17 protein-coding genes are annotated in these 19,230 nt (G+C 40.5%); 9 read left to right on the top strand and 8 right to left on the bottom strand.

Going from position 1 to position 19,230, the window contains the following annotated elements:
- Positions 1-3: 3 nt before the first annotated feature.
- The gene (locus SOI76_RS11090; protein WP_104080572.1) at positions 4-1,155 is read right to left on the bottom strand and encodes an acyl-CoA dehydrogenase family protein; all 1,152 of its coding nucleotides are present in this window, start codon (positions 1,153-1,155) and stop codon (positions 4-6) included.
- Between the two features lie 331 nt (positions 1,156-1,486).
- On the opposite strand from SOI76_RS11090, the gene caiB reads away from it, so the two are divergent.
- Complete coding sequence (gene caiB, locus SOI76_RS11085; RefSeq protein ID WP_104080571.1) at positions 1,487-2,704, top strand: CaiB/BaiF CoA transferase family protein; 1,218 nt, start codon at positions 1,487-1,489, stop codon at positions 2,702-2,704.
- 186 nt (positions 2,705-2,890) lie between these two features.
- Positions 2,891-3,736 (top strand): IclR family transcriptional regulator, encoded by an 846-nt coding sequence (gene pcaR / locus SOI76_RS11080; protein ID WP_013198245.1) that lies wholly within the window; start codon positions 2,891-2,893, stop codon positions 3,734-3,736.
- A 64-nt stretch (positions 3,737-3,800) separates the two neighbouring features.
- On the opposite strand, the gene pecI is transcribed toward pcaR, so the two are convergent.
- Positions 3,801-4,610 carry an enoyl-CoA hydratase gene (pecI, locus tag SOI76_RS11075; RefSeq protein ID WP_104080570.1) on the bottom strand — a complete coding sequence of 270 codons (810 nt, stop codon included), beginning with the start codon at positions 4,608-4,610 and terminating at the stop codon, positions 3,801-3,803.
- 230 nt (positions 4,611-4,840) lie between these two features.
- On the opposite strand from pecI, the gene SOI76_RS11070 reads away from it, so the two are divergent.
- Complete coding sequence (locus SOI76_RS11070; protein WP_104080569.1) at positions 4,841-5,812, top strand: NAD(P)H-dependent flavin oxidoreductase; 972 nt, start codon at positions 4,841-4,843, stop codon at positions 5,810-5,812.
- A gap of 60 nt (positions 5,813-5,872) precedes the next feature.
- Here SOI76_RS11070 and ygaY read toward each other — a convergent pair whose 3' ends face one another.
- The 6 genes from ygaY to dcaE form a co-directional block, all read right to left on the bottom strand.
- A complete protein-coding gene (ygaY, locus tag SOI76_RS11065) occupies positions 5,873-7,045 on the bottom strand; it encodes an MFS transporter (protein WP_104080568.1) in 1,173 nt (390 codons plus the stop codon).
- A gap of 63 nt (positions 7,046-7,108) precedes the next feature.
- The gene (gene dcaR, locus SOI76_RS11060; RefSeq protein WP_087605680.1) at positions 7,109-7,951 is read right to left on the bottom strand and encodes an IclR family transcriptional regulator; all 843 of its coding nucleotides are present in this window, start codon (positions 7,949-7,951) and stop codon (positions 7,109-7,111) included.
- 109 nt (positions 7,952-8,060) lie between these two features.
- A complete protein-coding gene (dcaF, locus tag SOI76_RS11055; RefSeq protein ID WP_104080567.1) occupies positions 8,061-9,266 on the bottom strand; it encodes a 3-oxoadipyl-CoA thiolase in 1,206 nt (401 codons plus the stop codon).
- A 14-nt stretch (positions 9,267-9,280) separates the two neighbouring features.
- Entirely contained in the window at positions 9,281-10,804 is a 1,524-nt protein-coding gene (gene dcaH / locus SOI76_RS11050) for a 3-hydroxyacyl-CoA dehydrogenase (RefSeq protein WP_104080566.1), read from the bottom strand.
- Between the two features lie 61 nt (positions 10,805-10,865).
- Entirely contained in the window at positions 10,866-11,627 is a 762-nt protein-coding gene (gene dcaG, locus SOI76_RS11045) for an SDR family oxidoreductase (protein ID WP_104080565.1), read from the bottom strand.
- A gap of 29 nt (positions 11,628-11,656) precedes the next feature.
- Complete coding sequence (dcaE, locus tag SOI76_RS11040; protein ID WP_104080564.1) at positions 11,657-12,445, bottom strand: enoyl-CoA hydratase; 789 nt, start codon at positions 12,443-12,445, stop codon at positions 11,657-11,659.
- Positions 12,446-12,756: 311 nt separating this feature from the next.
- On the opposite strand from dcaE, the gene SOI76_RS11035 reads away from it, so the two are divergent.
- The 6 genes from SOI76_RS11035 to dcaY are packed head-to-tail and all read left to right on the top strand — an operon-like array spanning position 12,757 to position 19,212.
- Positions 12,757-13,911: an acyl-CoA dehydrogenase family protein gene (locus tag SOI76_RS11035; RefSeq protein ID WP_104080563.1), complete on the top strand. Its 1,155-nt coding sequence runs from the start codon at positions 12,757-12,759 to the stop codon at positions 13,909-13,911.
- A gap of 58 nt (positions 13,912-13,969) precedes the next feature.
- A complete protein-coding gene (gene dcaK, locus SOI76_RS11030) occupies positions 13,970-15,253 on the top strand; it encodes an MFS transporter (RefSeq protein ID WP_017481548.1) in 1,284 nt (427 codons plus the stop codon).
- A 47-nt stretch (positions 15,254-15,300) separates the two neighbouring features.
- Positions 15,301-15,969 (top strand): 3-oxoacid CoA-transferase subunit A, encoded by a 669-nt coding sequence (dcaI, locus tag SOI76_RS11025; RefSeq protein ID WP_104080562.1) that lies wholly within the window; start codon positions 15,301-15,303, stop codon positions 15,967-15,969.
- A complete protein-coding gene (dcaJ, locus tag SOI76_RS11020) occupies positions 15,969-16,622 on the top strand; it encodes a 3-oxoacid CoA-transferase subunit B (RefSeq protein WP_104080561.1) in 654 nt (217 codons plus the stop codon). The genes dcaI and dcaJ overlap by 1 nt, the downstream gene beginning before the upstream one ends.
- Before the next feature lie 37 nt (positions 16,623-16,659).
- Positions 16,660-17,976 (top strand): outer membrane trimeric porin-like protein DcaP, encoded by a 1,317-nt coding sequence (gene dcaP / locus SOI76_RS11015; RefSeq protein WP_104080560.1) that lies wholly within the window; start codon positions 16,660-16,662, stop codon positions 17,974-17,976.
- An 18-nt stretch (positions 17,977-17,994) separates the two neighbouring features.
- A complete protein-coding gene (dcaY, locus tag SOI76_RS11010; RefSeq protein ID WP_104080559.1) occupies positions 17,995-19,212 on the top strand; it encodes an MFS transporter in 1,218 nt (405 codons plus the stop codon).
- The last annotated feature ends 18 nt before the right edge of the window (positions 19,213-19,230 follow it).

Below are 19,230 nucleotides of genomic sequence, written 5' to 3'. Positions count from 1 at the left end.
TGATTAAGACGCAGCGCGAATCATGTTTCGGGCAATAATCACTTGTTGAATTTGAGTGGTCCCTTCATAAAGACGGAACAGACGAACATCTCGATAAAAACGTTCAATGGCATATTCACTGATATAGCCCGCACCGCCGTGAATTTGTACGCAGCGATCAGCAACGCGGCCACACATTTCGGTTGCAAACATTTTTGCGCAAGAAGCTTCGGTGCTAACGTTTTGTCCTGCATCGCGTAGGCGTGCAGCGTCTAAGACCATACATTTAGCGGCATAAATTTCAGCTTTTGAGTCCGCAAGCATGGCTTGAATGAGTTGAAATTCGGCAATCGGTTGTCCAAATTGCTTGCGTTCGATGGCGTAATTTAAAGAATCGTCTAGCATTCGTGTTGCTGCACCGACACTCAAAGCCGCAATATGCAAACGGCCTTTATCGAGTACTTTCATGGCCGTTTTAAAACCAACACCTTCAACACCACCAATGAGTGCGGAGGCAGGAATACGACAATTTTCAAAAATGACGTCACAGGTATGTGCGCCTTTTTGCCCCATTTTTTTATCGCGTTTGCCAAGAGAAATACCCTGAGTTTGGCTGTCGACAATAAACGCAGAAATACCACCAGCGCCTTTAATATCAGAGTTTGTACGTGCCATGACTGTGAATACGCCAGCGTGTGGAGCATTGGTAATAAAGCGTTTGGTACCATTTAAAATATAAAAGTCACCCTCTTTTATAGCGCTGGTTTTTAAAGAGGCAGCATCAGAACCTGCGTCTGGTTCGGTTAAGCAAAAAGAACTGATCACTTCACCACGAGCTAAACGCGGTAAGAAAAATGATTTTTGTGCTTCGGTCCCATCAATAATCAGGCCACTTGAGCCAATGCCATTATTGGTCCCAATGAGAGAACGAAAAGCAGGAGAAGTACGACCCAATTCAAAAGCCACATAGACTTCTTCTTCCATCGTCAGGCCAAGACCTTCGTATTCTTCTGGAATGGTTAAACCAAATAAACCGAGAGCTTTCATTTGCTCAACAATATCTTGAGGAATTTCATCCGTTTCAGCGACTTCATTCTCATGAGGAATTAATACACCTTCAACAAATTGTCGAATCATATCAACAAGTTGATTTAAGGTTTCCTGATCTCGAATCATAGTCTCGTCCTTTTACTACATGCAGAAAACATCAATGTGATGTTCGTAAAATCACCAATATTTGAAGCGATAGTAATCAAACGATGAACGCAAAACAATATATTTTGAAAATTAATTTCGCAATGCGATACTTTGTTATTGATTTATATTTGGCTAATTTATTGATTTATTTGAGCTATATTTTCTTATAAAAAATCATTATTTTTAGTGGAAAATTAAAGTTTGATTTTTAAAAAGAGCTGTGTATATTAAAAATATATATCGCTATGCGAAATTTTAAATGGATAAGTTTTCCTATAGGAAATAAGTCACAAAATATAGTGGGATGAAGATGGGTGCTTTAAATGGAATTCGGGTACTTGACTTAAGTCGGGTATTGGCTGGGCCTTGGTGTGGGCAGATTCTTGCCGATTTAGGCGCAGAAGTAATCAAGATTGAACGACCAAAAGTCGGTGACGATACCCGTTCTTGGGGGCCGCCTTGGATGAAAGATGACTCAGGCCAAGACACTCAAGAAGCTGCTTATTATCAGTCTACCAACCGCAATAAACTATCGGTTGCCATCGATATTGCCAGTCCTGATGGCCAAGAATTGATTAAAGCCCTCATTCAAGACACCGATGTCGTGATTGAAAACTACAAAGCGGGTTCTTTGAAAAAGTACGGTTTGCACTATGAGTCTTTATCTGCGATTAACCCTAAACTGGTGTATTGCTCAATTACAGGCTTTGGTCAAACTGGCCCAAGAGCAGAGGAACCCGGTTACGACTTTATTATTCAGGGCATGGGCGGACTCATGTCGGTCACAGGTGAGCGCGATGATTTGCCGGGCGGCGGTCCACAAAAAGTAGGGGTCGCATTTTCCGATTTAGCCACGGGACTCTATTCTACGATTGCCATACAGGCTGCTTTACTCAACCGCCATGTCACAGGTTTAGGCCAATACATTGATATGGCTTTGCTTGACGTTCAAATTGCCACAATGGCAAATCAGGGAATGAATTATCTTTCATCGGGTAATATCCCTAAGCGTTATGGCAATGCACATGCCAATATTGTGCCTTATCAGGTATTTAAAGCTTCTGATCGTGATTTTATTATTGCATGTGGAAATGACACTCAGTTTATTCAACTCTGTCGAAGTATTGGTTTACCCGATTTACCAAATGATGCGCGTTTTGCCCGAAATGCGGACCGAATCAAGCATCGTGATGAAATTATCGGAATTTTATCAAATCACTTTTTAACTAAAACCGCAGATGAATGGGTAGATGCTATCTATGCGGCTAAAGTTCCCGTTGGTGTGATTAATAACTTGGAACAAGCTTTTCAAGAGCCTCAAGTGATCGCCCGAGAAATGTTAGTCGAGATGAACCATCCTCAACGTGAAAAGTTGAAGGTAATTGGCTCGCCAATCAAACTTTCGAGAACGCCAGTTGAATACAAAACAGCTCCTCCGTTGTTGGGTGAACATACGCAGGCGGTTTTAGGTCGAGTGGTTTCTTCAGACAAGTTAGCCGAGCTCAAAGAAAAGGGTGTAATTGGATAAGTGGCTTAAAAGCGGAAGGTTAAAATTATATTTAAAATCAGAAAATAAAATATTTAATCTTTCGCTTTAATGAGTTAAATGAAGTTATCTTTTAGATGCAGACTCGGATGTTTGCTCTTTTGCTATTTATAGAAAAAATAGATTATAATTTTCGCAGTGCGAAACAAAATATGGATTGGTATGACAATGAACGATGCAGTTGATGCAGAACCTACAGAAAAATTATTAGCGCCGTTAAGGCATGAATTATTACATCCGATTGAAGACATGCAGGATGAAAATGATCGCCAATTTATTACTGCATTAGCACGTGGTTTAGAGCTATTACGTTGTTTTACGCCTAAGCATCAACATTTGGGTAACCAAGAACTTGCTCAAATGACCGGTTTGCCAAAACCAACCATTACTCGCCTTACACATACCTTGTCGCGTTTGGGATATATCAAACAAGTACCTAACTCAAGCAAATTCCAGCTTTCAGTGGGTGTTCTTGCATTTGGTTATTCCATGCTCTCTAACGTATCGATTCGCTCTATTGCTCATCCATATATGAAAAATTTGGCAGACTATGCTGGCGCTGCTGTAGCCATGGCAACACGTGATCGACTAAATATGATTTATCTTGATGTGGTGCAAGGCAAAGGCAATATGACCATGCGTCGTCAAGTTGGAACCTATTTACCGATTCATCTAAGTTCGATGGGACGTGCTTGTTTAGCTGCAATGCCTGAAGATGAAAGAGAATTTTTACTTGATGCCATCCGTAGTAAGCACAAAGAAGACTGGATCAAAATTAACCGTGATCTAGACAAAGCGTTTAAAGACTACCAAGATTTTGGTTATTGTTTTTCAATTGGCGAATGGCATAAAGATGTCAATTCGGTTGCGGTTCCACTCATTCATGAACAACATGGTTTATTGGTGTTTAACTGTGGCGGCCCAAGTTTTATTATGAACCGTGAAAAACTCGAAGAAGATATTGCACCGCGTCTTTTACACATGGTGAATAATATTCGTACTGAGATTAGCTAAACCAATCTGATTTACTTATAAAAGCCAGCTTTGATTTTCAATGCTGGCTTTTTAGTAGGTGTATCTAGACTGTTTGGTTGTGAAAGTTTGGTTTCCGTTTTTCTTTGAAAGCCCTTAATGCTTCTTTAAACTCGGAACCCTGTAAACAGTGTGAGAAAATAGTCGACTCATGATCAATACGATTGAGTAGATCATCGATTGGCATATCTCTTAGCAACTTTTTGCTCAGTTGTAAGGCTTGACTTGGTTTGTGAGCAAGTTTAATTGCCACATCTTCAACTACTTGATCCAGCTCAGCAGCTTCAAATATTTCATTTACCAGACCATAATTTTTTGCTTGATCTGCCGAAAATTTTTCCCCCAGTAAAATAATTTCAGAAGCTCGAGCAAAGCCCAATAATCTTGGCAAGATGTAACTTGAACCCGCTTCAGGTACAAGCCCCAAATTCACAAAGGGAAACTGAAAAATAGAGCCTTGGCTTGCATACACAAGGTCACAATGTAGAAGCATAGTACTGCCAATACCAATTGCTACACCATTTACTTTAGCAATAATCGGTTTTGGAAAAGTTGCCAAGCTTTTTAAGAAAACAATCGAAGCGGGTGGTTCTGAACTTGATGCGTCGCGTTTTTCAAATGCATTGACATCATTACCACTGGTAAACGAAGAACCTTCACCAGTAAGTACAACGACATGAACATCTTGATTAGTTGCAGCTTGATCTAATGCTCGACTTAGGGACGTATACATTTCATAGTTAATTGCATTCTTTTTGGTGGGATTGCTTATGGTGAGCGTTAGTATATTTTTATCAAAACGCTGTTGAATTGTGCCTGTTTTAAGCTCGTTTTGAGTTTTATTATCCTGCTGCATTATACATTCCTTTAAATAGCTTTCCGTTTAAAATTTAAACTGATTAAAATGATGCTATCGGAAAATAATTCCGTTATCAATTATTATGTTTTATATTGTGGTATAAAATTTTGTATTGTGGAATTTTTACTTTAAATCACTTTAAATGATGGTAGGATTTATGCGTAAATAAGCATCTAGCTCTGCTAAGGAAATGAGAAGCTAGCTATAAAACAATGAGTGGAAAGAATATGAAGACCAAAATTACAGAATTATTTGAAATCGAGCACCCAATTGTTCAAGGTGGTATGCATTATGTTGGTTTTGCAGAGCTGGCTGCTGCGGTTTCTAACGCGGGTGGGTTAGGCATTATTACTGGCTTAACTCAGCGTACACCTGAAAATCTGGCAAAAGAAATTGCACGTTGCCGAGAAATGACCGACAAGCCTTTTGGTGTAAATTTAACCTTTTTACCTACGGTAAATACCCCTGATTATCCAGGTTTTGTAGAAGCAATCATTAAAGGCGGGGTAAAGGTTGTAGAAACAGCGGGGCGTAATCCTGAACAAGTCATGCCGTATTTAAAGGCTGCTGGCATTAAAGTAATTCACAAATGTACTTCGGTTCGACATAGCTTAAAAGCACAGCAAATTGGGTGCGATGCAGTTTCTGTAGATGGTTTCGAGTGTGGTGGGCATCCTGGTGAGGATGATGTGCCAAATATGATTTTATTGCCTTTAGCAGCCGATGCATTAGAAATCCCGTTTGTTGCTTCAGGTGGTATGGCAGATGGGCGTTCACTTGCTGCGGCTTTAGCGATGGGAGCCGATGGAATTAACATGGGAACGCGCTTTATTGCAACTCAGGAAGCTCCTGTACATGCAAATGTGAAACAGGCGATTTTGAATGCAACCGAAAGAGATACGCGTTTAATTATGCGTGCTTTGCGAAATACAGAACGCGTTATGAATAATGCTGCTGTAGAAAAAATTGTGGCAAAAGAAAAGGCACTCGGCGATAATATTAAGTTTGAAGATATTTTTGAAGAAGTGGCTGGCGTCTATCCAAAAGTCATGATTGATGGCGATGTTAATGCTGGCGCATGGTCATGTGGGTTGGTGGCTAGCTTGATTCATGATATTCCGACATGCGATGAACTGGTTAACCGAATTGTCAAAGAGGCAGAAGATATTATTCGCGGACGGTTATTAGGACTTTTATAGGATTTATCCTCGCTTCTATAACTCATTATTAGCCTATTTTATATAAGATCAGCACAAGTTTTAATTGTGCTGATTTTTTGCATCACGCACACAATAATAAAGACATACAACGGCAAAAATTAAGCCTAAAATACAGACACCTGTCCAACCGTAATGTTTCCAAGCATAGCTTCCCGCTGTTGTGCCTAAAGCGCCCCCAGCAAAATAACCCGTCATATAAATCGCATTAAACCGTGAGCGTAATTCTTGATTAAGTTTAAATACAATACTTTGGTTGGTGACATGCACAGCAGAAAGAGAAGCGTAGAGAATAAGTAAGGCAATAATATAAAAAGCAAAATGGTAGGGTAAAAGTGAAAAAAGAATCCAACTTATAATAAGCCCAATGCCGCAATAAATTGAAATTTTATGGATATAGCCTTGGTCAATAAATTTACCTGAGAAATTGGCAACGAACGTCCCTAATACCCCAACAAAACTGAAAAGGCCAATGGTAAAGTCACTAAAAAAATAGGGCGCTGGAGCCAGAAGCAACGACATGGTGGTAAAGGTTAAACTTACACAAGCAAATGTAAAACCACCAATGTAAGTTCTGGTTCTTAACCGACGATTTTGAATAAAAATCTGTGGTAAAGAACGAATAGTTTTCGCATAGTTTTCAGATTTAGTCGGTGGAAATAACCCGATATTACGATGCAAAATAAAGGCAATGATAAGTAACAGAAAACCACTGACCAGATAAATAATATTCCATGCAAAAAGCGTAGACATCAGCCCTGAAAGAGAGCGGGCGAGTAAAACCCCCATCATCAGACCACTCAGGAGAAAGCCAACGACACGGCCGCTTTGTTGAATTGGAACCAGACTTGCAGCAAGTGGTAACAACAGTTGGGCTGCACTAGAAAATAGACCAGTAATGATAGTGCCAAGCAGCAAAAGATAAATATTGTGCGAAAAACCGCTAATAATTAATCCACTTGAAGCCAATAACATAAAGATAAATAGCAGCTTGCGCTTTTCTAATATGTCACCCAACGGCATTAAAAAGAGTAAACCACATGCGTAGGTGATTTGGGCTAGAGTTGGCACCCACGCTGTAGTTGTTTCAGTTAAATCTAGGCTTACACTAATTGAATGAATAAGTGGCTGACTAAAATAATTTCCACCTGTACAAATGCCTGCGGCAATTGCCATTAAAATAATGGTTGGGGTATAGAGTGCGTTTTTCATCATGCCTTAGTCATAATGAAAGTGGTACCTTAATCAACACAACCATGACTGTTTTGAGTACGGTTATTAGTGCGTTTCATTCAAGGCATCTTGAATATTGTGCACCATGTGGATTAAACGTGGTCCAATTTCACCTTCAAGTTTTTCGGGATTTAAATGAAAACTTGGCGCACCACAGTTAAAAACATAAAGTCCATGTTTAGAGCTAACCAAAGGTACGGCCACCGAGTTCACTTCTTTATGCCACTCACCTAACGACAAACAATATCCATAATCTTGATAATCACGGAAAGCTCGTTCTAATGAGCGTTTTATGGCTGGCCAGTTTTCTGGATTTTTTTGTTTCAATGCATCAAGTAGAAAGTTGCGCTCACGTTCAGGAGTCGCAGCTAAACATGCTCGTCCCATAGAACTGCTATGCAGTGGTAAAGTCGAACCAATTGGACGGCGCATATTTAAGGCTGTTTCAATTTGCACAACATCGATATACACCATATTTAAGCGATCACGCGTTGCCATTGCTACAGGCGCTTGAACATACTGGCTCATCTCTTCCATATATTGATGAGCAATATTACGAATCGAGATGTTAGATAATGCTGCATATCCTAAAGATAAAACGCCAATATCTAGTGTGTATTTGGTCGAGTTAGGCAATTGTTTTAAATAACCTAATGACACAAGGGTATTAGTAATACGTGCAATGGTCGGTTTAGGTAAACCTGTCATTTTTGCTAATTCTTGGTTACCAAGTACCTGATTATTTGCAGAAAAGCATCTTAAAAGTTCTAAACCGCGCGCTAAAGAAGCAATAAATTGCGGGTTATTTTCCCGATGTATATGCGAAATAGGATCTAAACGTATCTCATCAAAATTTATTGGTTTTTCAGTTTCCATGTTTTGAGACATTCGATCCTCAAATATAATTAAAGCAATAGTTTTGCCATTATATTTCGCTCTGCAAAATAAATCCATTCATCACTGCGCTGTTGTGATGAATGGATATCGGGTTCAATGGTTATGAAACGTTTTCAATCACCATCGCAAGACCTTGGCCTACACCAATACATAGGCTCACCACGGCATATTTCTTCTTACGGCGAATTAACTCGCGCGCTACTGTTAACGCAAGACGAGCGCCTGAAGCACCAAGTGGATGACCAACCGCAATCGCACCACCGTTCGGGTTCACACGTGGGTCATTAAAATCAACATTTAAACCTTTTAAGCAAGATAAAACCTGTGAAGCAAAGGCTTCATTAATTTCGATAATATCCATGTCATCTAAAGTAAGCCCCGCGCGCGCAACAGCTTTTTTAATGGCTTCGATCGGGCCTGCACCCATAATGCGTGGTTCAATACCCGCAGCCGCGGCTGATAAGATTTTTGCCATTGGTTTTAGGCCATATTTTTGACCGGCAGCTTCTGAACCAATCAAAAGTGCTGCTGCACCGTCGTTAATCCCTGAGGCATTACCAGCTGTAACCACGCCACCTTCAAATAGAGGTTTTAACTTTGTGAGTGCTTCAACAGTTGAGCTTGGGCGAGGGTGTTCATCTTCTGAAATGAGTTTAGGCGGTAATTTTTTGCCTTGGAAAACCTCAATTGGTGTAATTTCATCGGCAAAGAAACCTTCTTCTTTGGCTTTTTGATATTTGGCTTGTGATTGAGCTGCAAAAAAATCAGCTTGTTCGCGGCTAATACCAAAGTCGGCTGCAACGTTATCACCCGTTTCAGGCATTGAATGACCGCCGTACTGAGCAATAATTTTTTTATTTGGAAAACGAGATCCAATGGTGGTGTCATAAATTTTTGCATCACGGCTATAAGCACTTTCGGCTTTACCCATCACAAAAGGTGCGCGAGACATACTTTCTACACCACCTGCGATATAGAGTTCGCCTTCACCACAAGTAATGGCACGTGCTGAGTCAATCACAGCACCTAAACCACTAGCACATAGGCGGTTTACCGTCTGGCCCGGTACAGTAACAGGTAAACCTGCAAGTAATAGCGCATTTCGTGCCACATTACGGCTATCTTCACCCGCTTGGTTGGTGTCGCCTAAAATCACATCTTCAATATCAGCACCCGGAACACCAGTTTTTTCTAGTAGTTTTTGAATGACAGTTGCGGCTAAATCATCAGGACGAATTGAGGCAAGTTCACCTGCATGACGGCCAAATGGGCTACGTAAACCATCATAGATATATGCATTTAACATTGAGAAATTCCTTTTCAAGACTCGTGAGTAAAAGTAAGAGGTAAACGAAGTGCGACACGACGCTGTAACCACGGGCTAGGGCGGTAACGCGGATCATGTGTAAGTGCGGTTATACGGTTTAGAATGAGTAAGATTTTTTCGCTACCGACTTGATCGCCCCATTCGATTGGGCCAAATGGATAGCCTAAGCCAAGACGTACCGCGGCATTAATGTCATCTACAGTGGCAACATTTTGCTGGGCAATATCACAGCCTAAATTAATGACCATGGCTAAAACGCGCTGTGCAACAAAGCCAATACTTTCATTAATCATACTCACCAGGTTTCCATCTAGATTGAAAATAGAGTGAGCGGCTTGTCGGTATTCAGGTTTGGTAATAAGTGAAGGCATTAAGGTTCGATGCTTTGCAATGCCATAAAGCATGTCTATAGCAACAGCTTGTTCTGGATTAACCCCAAGGCGGGTCGCCGCTTGAGTTGTATCTTCACCATAACAAGCGAGTAAACATAAGCTATCTGTTTGTGGTTCAGTATGAGTGTCTAAGGCAATATTTTGCTGAGTTAAATAATCTTCGAGCTGTTTTTTATCGTCTAAGAAATCGGCAGCGATCCAAACTTTTGGATATTGTGCTAAACGCTCTACAAACTTCGCAGGTTGTTCACCTGTTTTGGAACCAGTTTCATAGTTATAAAAACCTTGATTAACTTTACGTCCAAGTTGTTTGGCATCTAGCATTTGTTTGGTGAGCGGGTTTGGTTTGTAGCGGGCTTCTTCATAGTATTGGTGATAAATCGATTCCATGACTGGATGAGAAACATCAAGGCCAGTTAAATCGAGTAATTCAAAAGGACCCATTCTAAAACCAACGCCGTCACGTAAAATTCGATCAATTTCACTAATATCACAGACGTTTTCATTTAAAATTTTGAGCGCTTCGGTGCCATAAGCGCGGCCTGCGTGATTAATAATAAATCCAGGGGTGTCCTTCGCTACAACAGGGCGATGACCAAATGCACGAGACAGATCATTTAAGGCATCAATGATAAGTGGATCTGTTTTTAAACCACGAATCACCTCGACCACTTTCATGAGTGGAACTGGGTTAAAGAAGTGATAGCCCACCACACGTTCAGGTTTTTTGCAGTTTGCAGCAATGGCTGTAATAGACAGAGAAGAGGTGTTTGAGGCTAAAATAGTATTATCCGAAACAACGTCTTCAAGCTGCTGCATTAAGCTTTGTTTGATATCGAGACGTTCAACAATTGCTTCTACAATGAGGTCGCAATTTTTTAAATCTTCAATTTGATGAGCAACAATTAAATGGCTATTTGCTGCTGCTGCTTGCTCAGATGTAATTTTATTTTTGTCGACTAACTTTTGAAATGTAGCAGCCAGTTTTTCTTTAGCCTGTTCTGCTGCACCTGCTTTGGCATCATATAAATAAGTGGTATGACCTGACTGTGCAGCAATTTGAGCAATACCACTGCCCATGACACCTACACCAATCACAGCCATGCTTTTAATATCATAAGTCATGTCGATCATCCTGATGATTAATCTATATTTGAAATTAAACGGAAAAATAGGGTTGGGTGATTTAGCTTAAGCATTGTTTATCACCATCAATGGGTAAGATTTGTCCTGAAATTGAGCGACCACTATCTGACGCTAAAAATAGGCATGAATCTGCAATATGCTTTGGATTGACAAAATATTTGAGCGACTGATTTTTCAGTGCATTTTGAGTCACTTCTTCAAGTGAGGTATGCGCTACATCGGCACGGGCCTGTAATACGCGTTGAACCCGATCCCCATCGACTGCACCCGGAAGAATAGCGTTAACTCGAATATTGTCTGCACCGAGTTCCATAGAAAGCGTTTTGGTAAAACCCACCAGCCCCCATTTTGAAGTGGAGTAGGCTAATCGGTATGGATAGCCTAAGCGTCCGGCAATAGACGACATATTTATAATCACGCCTGCCTGTGCTTGCTTTAAATAGGGAATGGCTAACTGGGTAATTAAAAAAGTGCTATTCAGGTTTAAATTAATCACCGTGTTCCAATCTTCAAAACTTAACTCATCTGCTGCAACGGTCGGACCTGAAATGCCTGTGTTATTGACTAAAATATCAATAGCGCCAAGTTTATGAATGGCTTGACTAATCATCAGTTTAATTTGTTCATGGTCGGCTAAATCACAGGTATATATGTGTAGCTTTGGATAATCTTGTTGAAATTGTTCTAAGCTTTTAGCATTGATATCACAAACAAAAACTTCATCCTGATTGTTTAAAAATGCCTCGGCAATGCATCGTCCTATCCCTGAACCACCTGCACTAATTAATACTTTTCTGGCCATTTTCATTCCTTTGTTATTTTCGTTTTAAATTATTTACCTTGATACGACGGCTTACGCTTTTCGATAAAAGCTTGAACGCCTTCATTTTTATCTTCGGTCGAAAACAGTAACTGGAATGCTTTTCGTTCTAGCGTTAAGCCTGCATTTAATGGAACATCTTCGCTCATTAGTGCAACTTCTTTAATTTGTTGCAGGGCAATAGGAGGCATTTTTGCAAGGCTCTGCGCCATTTGAATTGCAGTTGGAATAGTTTGATCATCTTCTGTGACTTGTGAAACAAGACCAATCAAATAAGCTTCTTCGGCTTGCACCATGGCGCCTGTCATAATCATGCGCATGGCATGGAATTTACCCACAGCACGGAATAAACGTTGTGTACCGCCAGCACCCGGCATTAACCCGACTTTAATTTCCGGCTGGCCAAAGGTTGCGCCTTTACCTGCAATAATAATGTCAGCGTGCATTGCAAGTTCGCAGCCACCCCCTAATGCATAACCATTTACGGCAGCAATCACGGGTTTAGGGCACTGGGCAATCGCGTTCCAATAACGTTCGGTATGACGCAATAACATTTCTGTTGAAGTTGCGGTTGCCATTTCTTTTAGATCTGCACCTGCGGCAAAGACCTCTTCACCACCTGTGAGTACAACCGCATTGATCTTATCGTTAAAACTTAATTCGGTAAAAGCTTGTGCTAGTTGTTTGCGAACTTCTGTATTCAGTGCATTTTTTGCTTCAGGTCGGTTTATTTTTACAATTGCTATTTTTTGAATAGAAAAGTCGATTTCTACGAAATTATTCCCTATTGATACACTCATTTTTGAATTCCTTGTTTCGCACATCAAAACTATATTCCTTTTATGATGCTTATTTTGGAATTTATTTCAAGTCTTATTTAGTCTGTTATAACTATTATGAACTATGAAATAAGCTAAGTAATTGATATTACGTAATGGTCTGATTTTAAATTTCGTTTAACGAAATTAATTTTCAAAAAAGCTTGAAATTTGTATTTTCGTTCTCGTACTATGAAATACATCCGCAGTAAACAAGATTTAAAACATGGTATCCAGACAAGCTGGAGATGGCTGATGGGTGCGATGGAAATACATAAAAAGGGAGATCACAGATGATCCGTGATGAAGGGATGTTGGAGCAGTTACTTTCAACAATTCGAGATTTTGTAAAAAATGAATTGATCCCTCGTGAAAACGAAGTGGTAGAGAAAGACAAAATTCCAGATGACATTGTGCAGCAAATGCGTGAGCTAGGCTTGTTCGGGCTCACAATTCCCGAAGAATATGGTGGCTTAGGCATCACTATGGAAGAGGAAGTCAGAGTTGCATTTGAACTTGGACAAACTTCACCGGCTTTTCGTTCTTTAATTGGTACCAATAACGGTATTGGCTCAAGTGCAATTTTGATTGATGGTACAGAAGAGCAAAAGCAAAAATATTTACCACGTTACGCAAGTGGCGAAATTATTGGTTCATTCTGTTTAACCGAACCTGAATCTGGCTCTGACGCTGCCTCTTTAAAAACCAGTGCAGTAAAAGATGGCGACTTTTATGTGTTAAACGGCACCAAACGTTTTATTACCAATGCACCCCATGCTGCAACTTTTACCGTAATGGCGCGAACCAATCCTGAAATTAAAGGATCAGGTGGTATTTCAGCTTTTTTAGTTGAAGCGAATACACCGGGCATTACATTGGGAAAAATTGACCAAAAAATGGGGCAAAAAGGTTCGCACACTTGTGATGTGATTTTTGAAAATTGCCGTGTGCCTGCTTCTGCATTGATTGGGGGCATAGAAGGTGTTGGTTTTAAAACGGCCATGAAAGTGCTTGATAAAGGGCGTTTGCACATTGGTGCCTATAGCGTGGGTGTTGCCGAACGTATGTTAAACGACGCTTTGCACTATGCGATTGAGCGTAAACAGTTTGGTCAACCTATTGCAAACTTCCAGTTGATTCAAGCCATGCTTGCCGACTCTAAAGCCGAGATTTATGCAGCTAAATGTATGGTTTTAGATGCAGCTCGCCGCCGTGATAATGGCGAAAACATTAGCACAGAAGCATCATGCGCAAAAATGTTTGCGACTGAAATGTGCGGACGCGTTGCTGACCGCTGTGTACAGATTCACGGTGGTGCAGGCTATATCAGTGAATATGCCATTGAGCGTTTTTATCGTGATGTGCGTTTGTTCCGTCTCTATGAAGGAACCACGCAAGTTCAACAAATTATTATTGCCAAAAACATGATTAGGGAAGCTACAGCCTAATAAAAAATCAAATGCCATGAGGCATTGGATGCCTCATGTTCCTTCTGAGGATATGGACATGACAACAGAAACAGTTACCCAAAATACGGCTAGCAGTGAAGCTATCCAGACACCAAAAAAGATTTGGATTACCGCATTTATATTCGCTTTTTTAACATTGTTGTGTGATGGGGCAGACTTAGGTTTTTTGGCATTGAGCCTAACCAGTCTTAAAACAGAATTTCATTTGACGGGTGTACAAGCTGGAACACTAGGCAGCTTAACGCTTTTTGGTTCCGCTGTGGGTGGCTTGATTGGTGGCTGGGCGTGTGACCGTTTTGGGCGGGTTCGCATTATTGTGTTCTTTATTGCTTATTCTTCAGTTTTAACCAGTGCGCTGGGTTTTACTGATTCTTATATGCAATTTGCAGTTTTAAGAACATTTGGAGCGATGGGCTTAGGCGCACTTTATATTGCTTGTAATATCTTAATGTCTGAGATGGTGCCAACCAAACATCGCTCGACTGTTTTAGCTACTCTCATGACGGGGTACACCTTAGGTTCTTTACTCGCGACTTTATTAGCTGGACATATTATTCCTGAACATGGCTGGCGTTTCCTTTACTGGATTGCAATTGCGCCTGTGGTGTTGTCAGTTTTGATGCACTTTTGCGTACCTGAACCTGAGTCTTGGAAAAAAGCGCGTCAATTAAAAGCGCTAGAAGTCGCTCAAAGCAACCAACCTAAAAAACGCCAAAATCCATATCTTGAGATTTTAAGAGATAAAAAACATGGCACCATGTTTGTGCTTTGGATTATTAGTACGGGTGCATTGCAGTTTGGTTATTACGGCGTAAGTAACTGGTTACCGGCTTATTTAGAGTCTGATCTAGGCATCAAGTTTAAAGAAATGGCCATGTATATGGTCGGTACTTTCCTGATTATGATGTTTGCCAAAGTGATTGCAGGGATCGTTGCCGACAAATTAGGGCGCCGCGCTGTATTCGCTTTCGGAACCATTGGGACAGCCTTATTTATTCCGGTCATTGTCTATTTAAATACACCAACCAACATTTTATGGATGATGCTGTTCTTCGGTTTCCTTTACGGTATTCCATACGCAATTAATGCCACCTATATGACAGAAAGTTTCCCGACTTCTATTCGAGGCTCGGCAGTGGGTGGTGCTTATAATATTGGAAAAGTACTTTCTATTTTCTCTCCATTAACAATTGGTTTTCTATCGCAAAACGGTTCTATTGGCTTAGGGCTCTTGGTGATGGCTGCGGCTTATTTTATCTGCGGTGTAATCCCATTGTTATTTATTAAAGACCGACTATTTAACCCGCAAAAGGCAGAGTGACAGATCAATCTGTCACCTTAAATTAAGGATGAAAAGGGACAAGTGAGATGATAAATAAAATCACCAGTGACATTGAACCGATTTTAAAAGCTATTCCTGATGGTGCAACCATCATGACAGGCGGGTTCGGTGTGACAGGGCAACCTGCTGAATTAATTGAAGCCTTAATCGATTTAGGGAAAAAAGAACTGACGATTGTAAATAACAATGCGGCTTCGGGTGATCGTGGTTTAACCAAGCTCATTATTGCCGGTTGCGTTAAAAAAATGATTTGTTCATTTCCAAAATCTGCGGGATCAACCGTTTTTCAAGACTTATATAGAGCAGGAAAAATTGAGTTGGAACTGGTTCCACAAGGTAATTTGGCATGTCGTATTCAGGCAGCTGGCGCAGGCTTAGGCGCTATTTTTACGCCGACTGGTTATGGCACCAAAGTTGCCGAGGGTAAAGAGACCCGAGCCATCAACGGTAAGAACTATGTGCTTGAATATCCACTTGAAGCTGACTTTGCACTGATTTATGCCGATAAAGCCGATCGCTGGGGCAATTTAACTTACCGCAAAGCGGCCCGCAATTTCGGCCCAATTATGGCAAAAGCCGCCAAGACCACGATTGTTCAAGTGAATGATACCGTAGAGCTAGGAACGCTTGACCCAGAGTGCATTATTACACCGGGAATTTTTGTTCAGCACGTTGTAAAAGTAGGAGATATCTAATGTCAGTTCAAAAGCGTTCTCGTGAAGATATTGCCAAACTCATTGCTTATGACATTCCGGAAGGTTCTTATGTCAATTTAGGTATTGGCTTACCGACCAACGTTGCTAAATTTTTGCCAAAAGACAAAGAAATCTTTTTACATTCGGAAAATGGGGTTTTGGCTTTTGGGCCGCCGCCACAACCGGGTGAAGAAGATCAAGATTTGGTTAATGCTGGAAAAGAACTTGTCACTTTATTAGATGGTGGTTGTTTTATGCATCATGGTGACTCGTTTGACATTATGCGTGGCGGCCATCTGGACATTTGTGTAATTGGCGCATTCCAAGTTGCGGTAAATGGGGACTTGGCAAATTGGCATACAGGTAAAGCAGATGATGTACCCGCGGTCGGCGGTGCTATGGATTTGGCAGTCGGCGCGAAAACGATTTATGTCTATATGGAACATGTCACTAAAAAAGGTGAGTCCAAAATTGTAAAGGAAATTACATATCCAATGACGGGTGAGCAGTGTGTTAATCGTATTTATACCGATTTATGCATTATTGAACTCAAAGACCAAAAAGCTTATGTCACGGAAATAGTCGAAGGCTTAAGTTTCGAAGAATTACAGGCAGTCACAGACTGTGAACTAATCGATGCACGTGTAGCCTAAATTACACACGGAAAAACGCTTCTTTAAGGATTAAAAGATGAAAAAATTAATTTTAGCTGCAGCTTGCGCTGCGGCTTCAGGGACTATTTTTGCAAATTCTTCAGATACGACAGAACAAAGAATTAATTTGCTAGAAACCGAGCTGCAAAAATTAAAAGCAGAACTTGCTGCTCAGAAACAAACTCAAAATAATTTACAGGTCAAACAGGTAAAGATCGAAGAGAACATTGAAAAAACTAAAGCAACGGTAACAGAAAAGCCTGTTGCTCCTTCATGGGTCACTTGGACAGATAATGTGAAGGTTTACGGTATTGCACGTGTTGATGCAGCGGTTGATTTTAAATCATCACCTGACTCGGGCGGTAGAACAACCAGCAGTCTATACCGAACACCTTTTGAAAATGAAAAGCGTTCAAACCATGCGCGCTCTGATGCCATGATTAATGCAAGCCGACTCGGTGTTTATTTTAATAGCCCAAATAAAGCAGTAACGGGAAATATTGAAGCCGATTTCTTTGATAGCTCTAACATGGGAACGGGAGATGGTAAATTCCGTATCCGTCATGCATTTTTTACCTATAAAGATTGGACCTTTGGTCAAACATGGTCACTCATGTCTAACATGGAAACTCGTACAGAAGCTGTCGATTACACGCAATTTGTGGGCACCTCTTATACGCGTACTCCTCAAATTCGCTATGACTGGAAAATTGATGGCAATAATGATTTAAAAGTAGCTTTGGAATATACAGGTTCGAGAGTCTCGGCATTTCCAACTTTAACGGGTCGCTATACTTTTAAACAAGGTCCTTTAACAGCACTTGCTCAAGGCTTTATTAATGAAAAGTCTACAGATGTCGCAACTGCCACGGTGAAGAAAGTAAGCTGGGGTGCTGGAGGCGGTTTAAAATATCAACTCACGCCACAACAATCAGTACAAGCAAATTATCAATATATTGTCGGTGATCAAAAATTTATGCCGTATACCACCCAAAGTGGGTTGGCAAATTCAACAAGTTTAAATGCCGCGGGTGATTTTTCTTTAAGCGAAGACAAAACAGATTTGGTTATGAATAAGTTGAATAGCATCAATATTGGTTATTCATATAAATTTAATGAGCAATGGCGTGCAAACTTATCGGCTTCAATGTTTGATTATGATGACGACACGGCTTATGCCAAACTCAACCCAGATGCTAATAAACGCTTAACGGACTACGCAGCTAACGTCTTTTATTCACCGATTGAGCAAATGGATATTGGTATGGAATATCATCAAGGCAAACGAGAAGTATTTGATGGCAGAACCGCTGATGTATCACGCGTAAACTTTGTATCGATGTATAAATTCTAAAATGGGACGTAATTAAAAATGGAAAAAATAGTTGAGCCCAATGCAGAAAATATACTGTCAAAAAGCTTTATTTTTATCATGGCAATGACATGTGGAATTTGTGCGGGTTCAAACTATTATAACCAGCCCTTAATCTATTCGATTGCTGAAGCATTAAAAGTTAATGCCGATCAAGTCGCTTTAACTATTGTGATTAGCCAACTGTCATATGCAGTTGGCCTTTTTATATTGGTTCCCTTAGGCGACTTTTTTGAAAAGCGAAGTTATATTTGCTTGCTCATGTGTTGTACAGGCCTTGCCCAAGTAGGGCTATCTTTAAGTCAAACCTTGCCAGCTTTATATGGCTTTACCTTTTTAGCCACATTCTTTTCAATTGCGACTCAAGTTTTAGTTCCTTTCGCCGCAGGTTTAGCTAGTCCCAAAAAAAGTCCTCAAGTTGTAGGCACTCTCATGAGTGGTTTGTTTTTGGGAATATTATTGGCGCGCTCTATTGCAGGCTTACTTTCTACAGTTTGGTCTTGGCATGCGGTTTATTTAATTAGCGGAATTGTCATTTTGGTGTTTGCATGGGTAATGTGGGTAAAGTTACCAGTTGCGCGAAAATCCCATGAACTTAATATTCTACAGATTTATGGTTCATTATTTTCATTAGCAGCTCATCAGCCTCATTTACTGCGCCGTGGTTTGGCGGGAGGAATTGGCTTTGGAATTTTGGCTCTGATTTTTACTACCATGACTTTCATTTTGGCGAATGAGCCTTATCACTTTAACGATTTCCAGATTGGTTTATTTGGGATTGTTGGCTTGGCCGGTGTATTTGCTACTCCTTGGGCAGGTAAGAAAATTGCAGCAGGGCTTGAGAATAAAATTGCAGTGATTTGCATGGGGTTATTAATAAGTGCATGGATACCACTATTTTTTGCCCAGCAGTCTCTGGTGGCCTACGCTGTAGGGGTTGTTATGGCGTACTTTGGTTTATCGGCATTACATGTACTCAACCAAAATCTGGTCTATCGAATTTCGGCCGAGGCGCGTTCCCGTATTAACTCAATTTATATGACCTTATATTTTGGTGGAGCCGCTTTGGGTTCTTTTATTGCGGTGTATGCATGGAAACACTGGGGATGGGAAGCGTGTGCTGCTTTAGGTTTAGCGATGGCAATATTAAGTTTTATAATTGATCGCTTAGATTTTTATGAAATGAACAAAATTGCAAAGCAAGAAAAAGCTCCATAAACAGGAGCTTCAATATTT

The sequence above is a fragment of the Acinetobacter pittii genome (assembly GCF_034064985.1).
Taxonomy (GTDB): Bacteria; Pseudomonadota; Gammaproteobacteria; order Pseudomonadales; family Moraxellaceae; genus Acinetobacter; species Acinetobacter pittii_H.
The sequence above is the reverse complement of the archived record's forward strand: the minus strand, read 5'-3'. Positions and strand labels throughout refer to the sequence as shown.

Coding starts and splice junctions, on each gene's coding strand:
- SOI76_RS11070 (WP_104080569.1), top strand. CDS start 4,841: ATGAAGACCAAAATTACAGAATTATTTGAAATCGAGCACCCAATTGTT.
- dcaI (WP_104080562.1), top strand. CDS start 15,301: ATGATAAATAAAATCACCAGTGACATTGAACCGATTTTAAAAGCTATT.
- dcaK (WP_017481548.1), top strand. CDS start 13,970: ATGACAACAGAAACAGTTACCCAAAATACGGCTAGCAGTGAAGCTATC.
- dcaE (WP_104080564.1), bottom strand. CDS start 12,445: ATGAGTGTATCAATAGGGAATAATTTCGTAGAAATCGACTTTTCTATT.
- dcaH (WP_104080566.1), bottom strand. CDS start 10,804: ATGACTTATGATATTAAAAGCATGGCTGTGATTGGTGTAGGTGTCATG.
- SOI76_RS11035 (WP_104080563.1), top strand. CDS start 12,757: ATGATCCGTGATGAAGGGATGTTGGAGCAGTTACTTTCAACAATTCGA.
- dcaG (WP_104080565.1), bottom strand. CDS start 11,627: ATGGCCAGAAAAGTATTAATTAGTGCAGGTGGTTCAGGGATAGGACGA.
- pcaR (WP_013198245.1), top strand. CDS start 2,891: ATGAACGATGCAGTTGATGCAGAACCTACAGAAAAATTATTAGCGCCG.
- dcaY (WP_104080559.1), top strand. CDS start 17,995: ATGGAAAAAATAGTTGAGCCCAATGCAGAAAATATACTGTCAAAAAGC.
- dcaP (WP_104080560.1), top strand. CDS start 16,660: ATGAAAAAATTAATTTTAGCTGCAGCTTGCGCTGCGGCTTCAGGGACT.
- dcaR (WP_087605680.1), bottom strand. CDS start 7,951: ATGTCTCAAAACATGGAAACTGAAAAACCAATAAATTTTGATGAGATA.
- caiB (WP_104080571.1), top strand. CDS start 1,487: ATGGGTGCTTTAAATGGAATTCGGGTACTTGACTTAAGTCGGGTATTG.
- ygaY (WP_104080568.1), bottom strand. CDS start 7,045: ATGATGAAAAACGCACTCTATACCCCAACCATTATTTTAATGGCAATT.
- dcaJ (WP_104080561.1), top strand. CDS start 15,969: ATGTCAGTTCAAAAGCGTTCTCGTGAAGATATTGCCAAACTCATTGCT.
- pecI (WP_104080570.1), bottom strand. CDS start 4,610: ATGCAGCAGGATAATAAAACTCAAAACGAGCTTAAAACAGGCACAATT.
- dcaF (WP_104080567.1), bottom strand. CDS start 9,266: ATGTTAAATGCATATATCTATGATGGTTTACGTAGCCCATTTGGCCGT.
- SOI76_RS11090 (WP_104080572.1), bottom strand. CDS start 1,155: ATGATTCGAGATCAGGAAACCTTAAATCAACTTGTTGATATGATTCGA.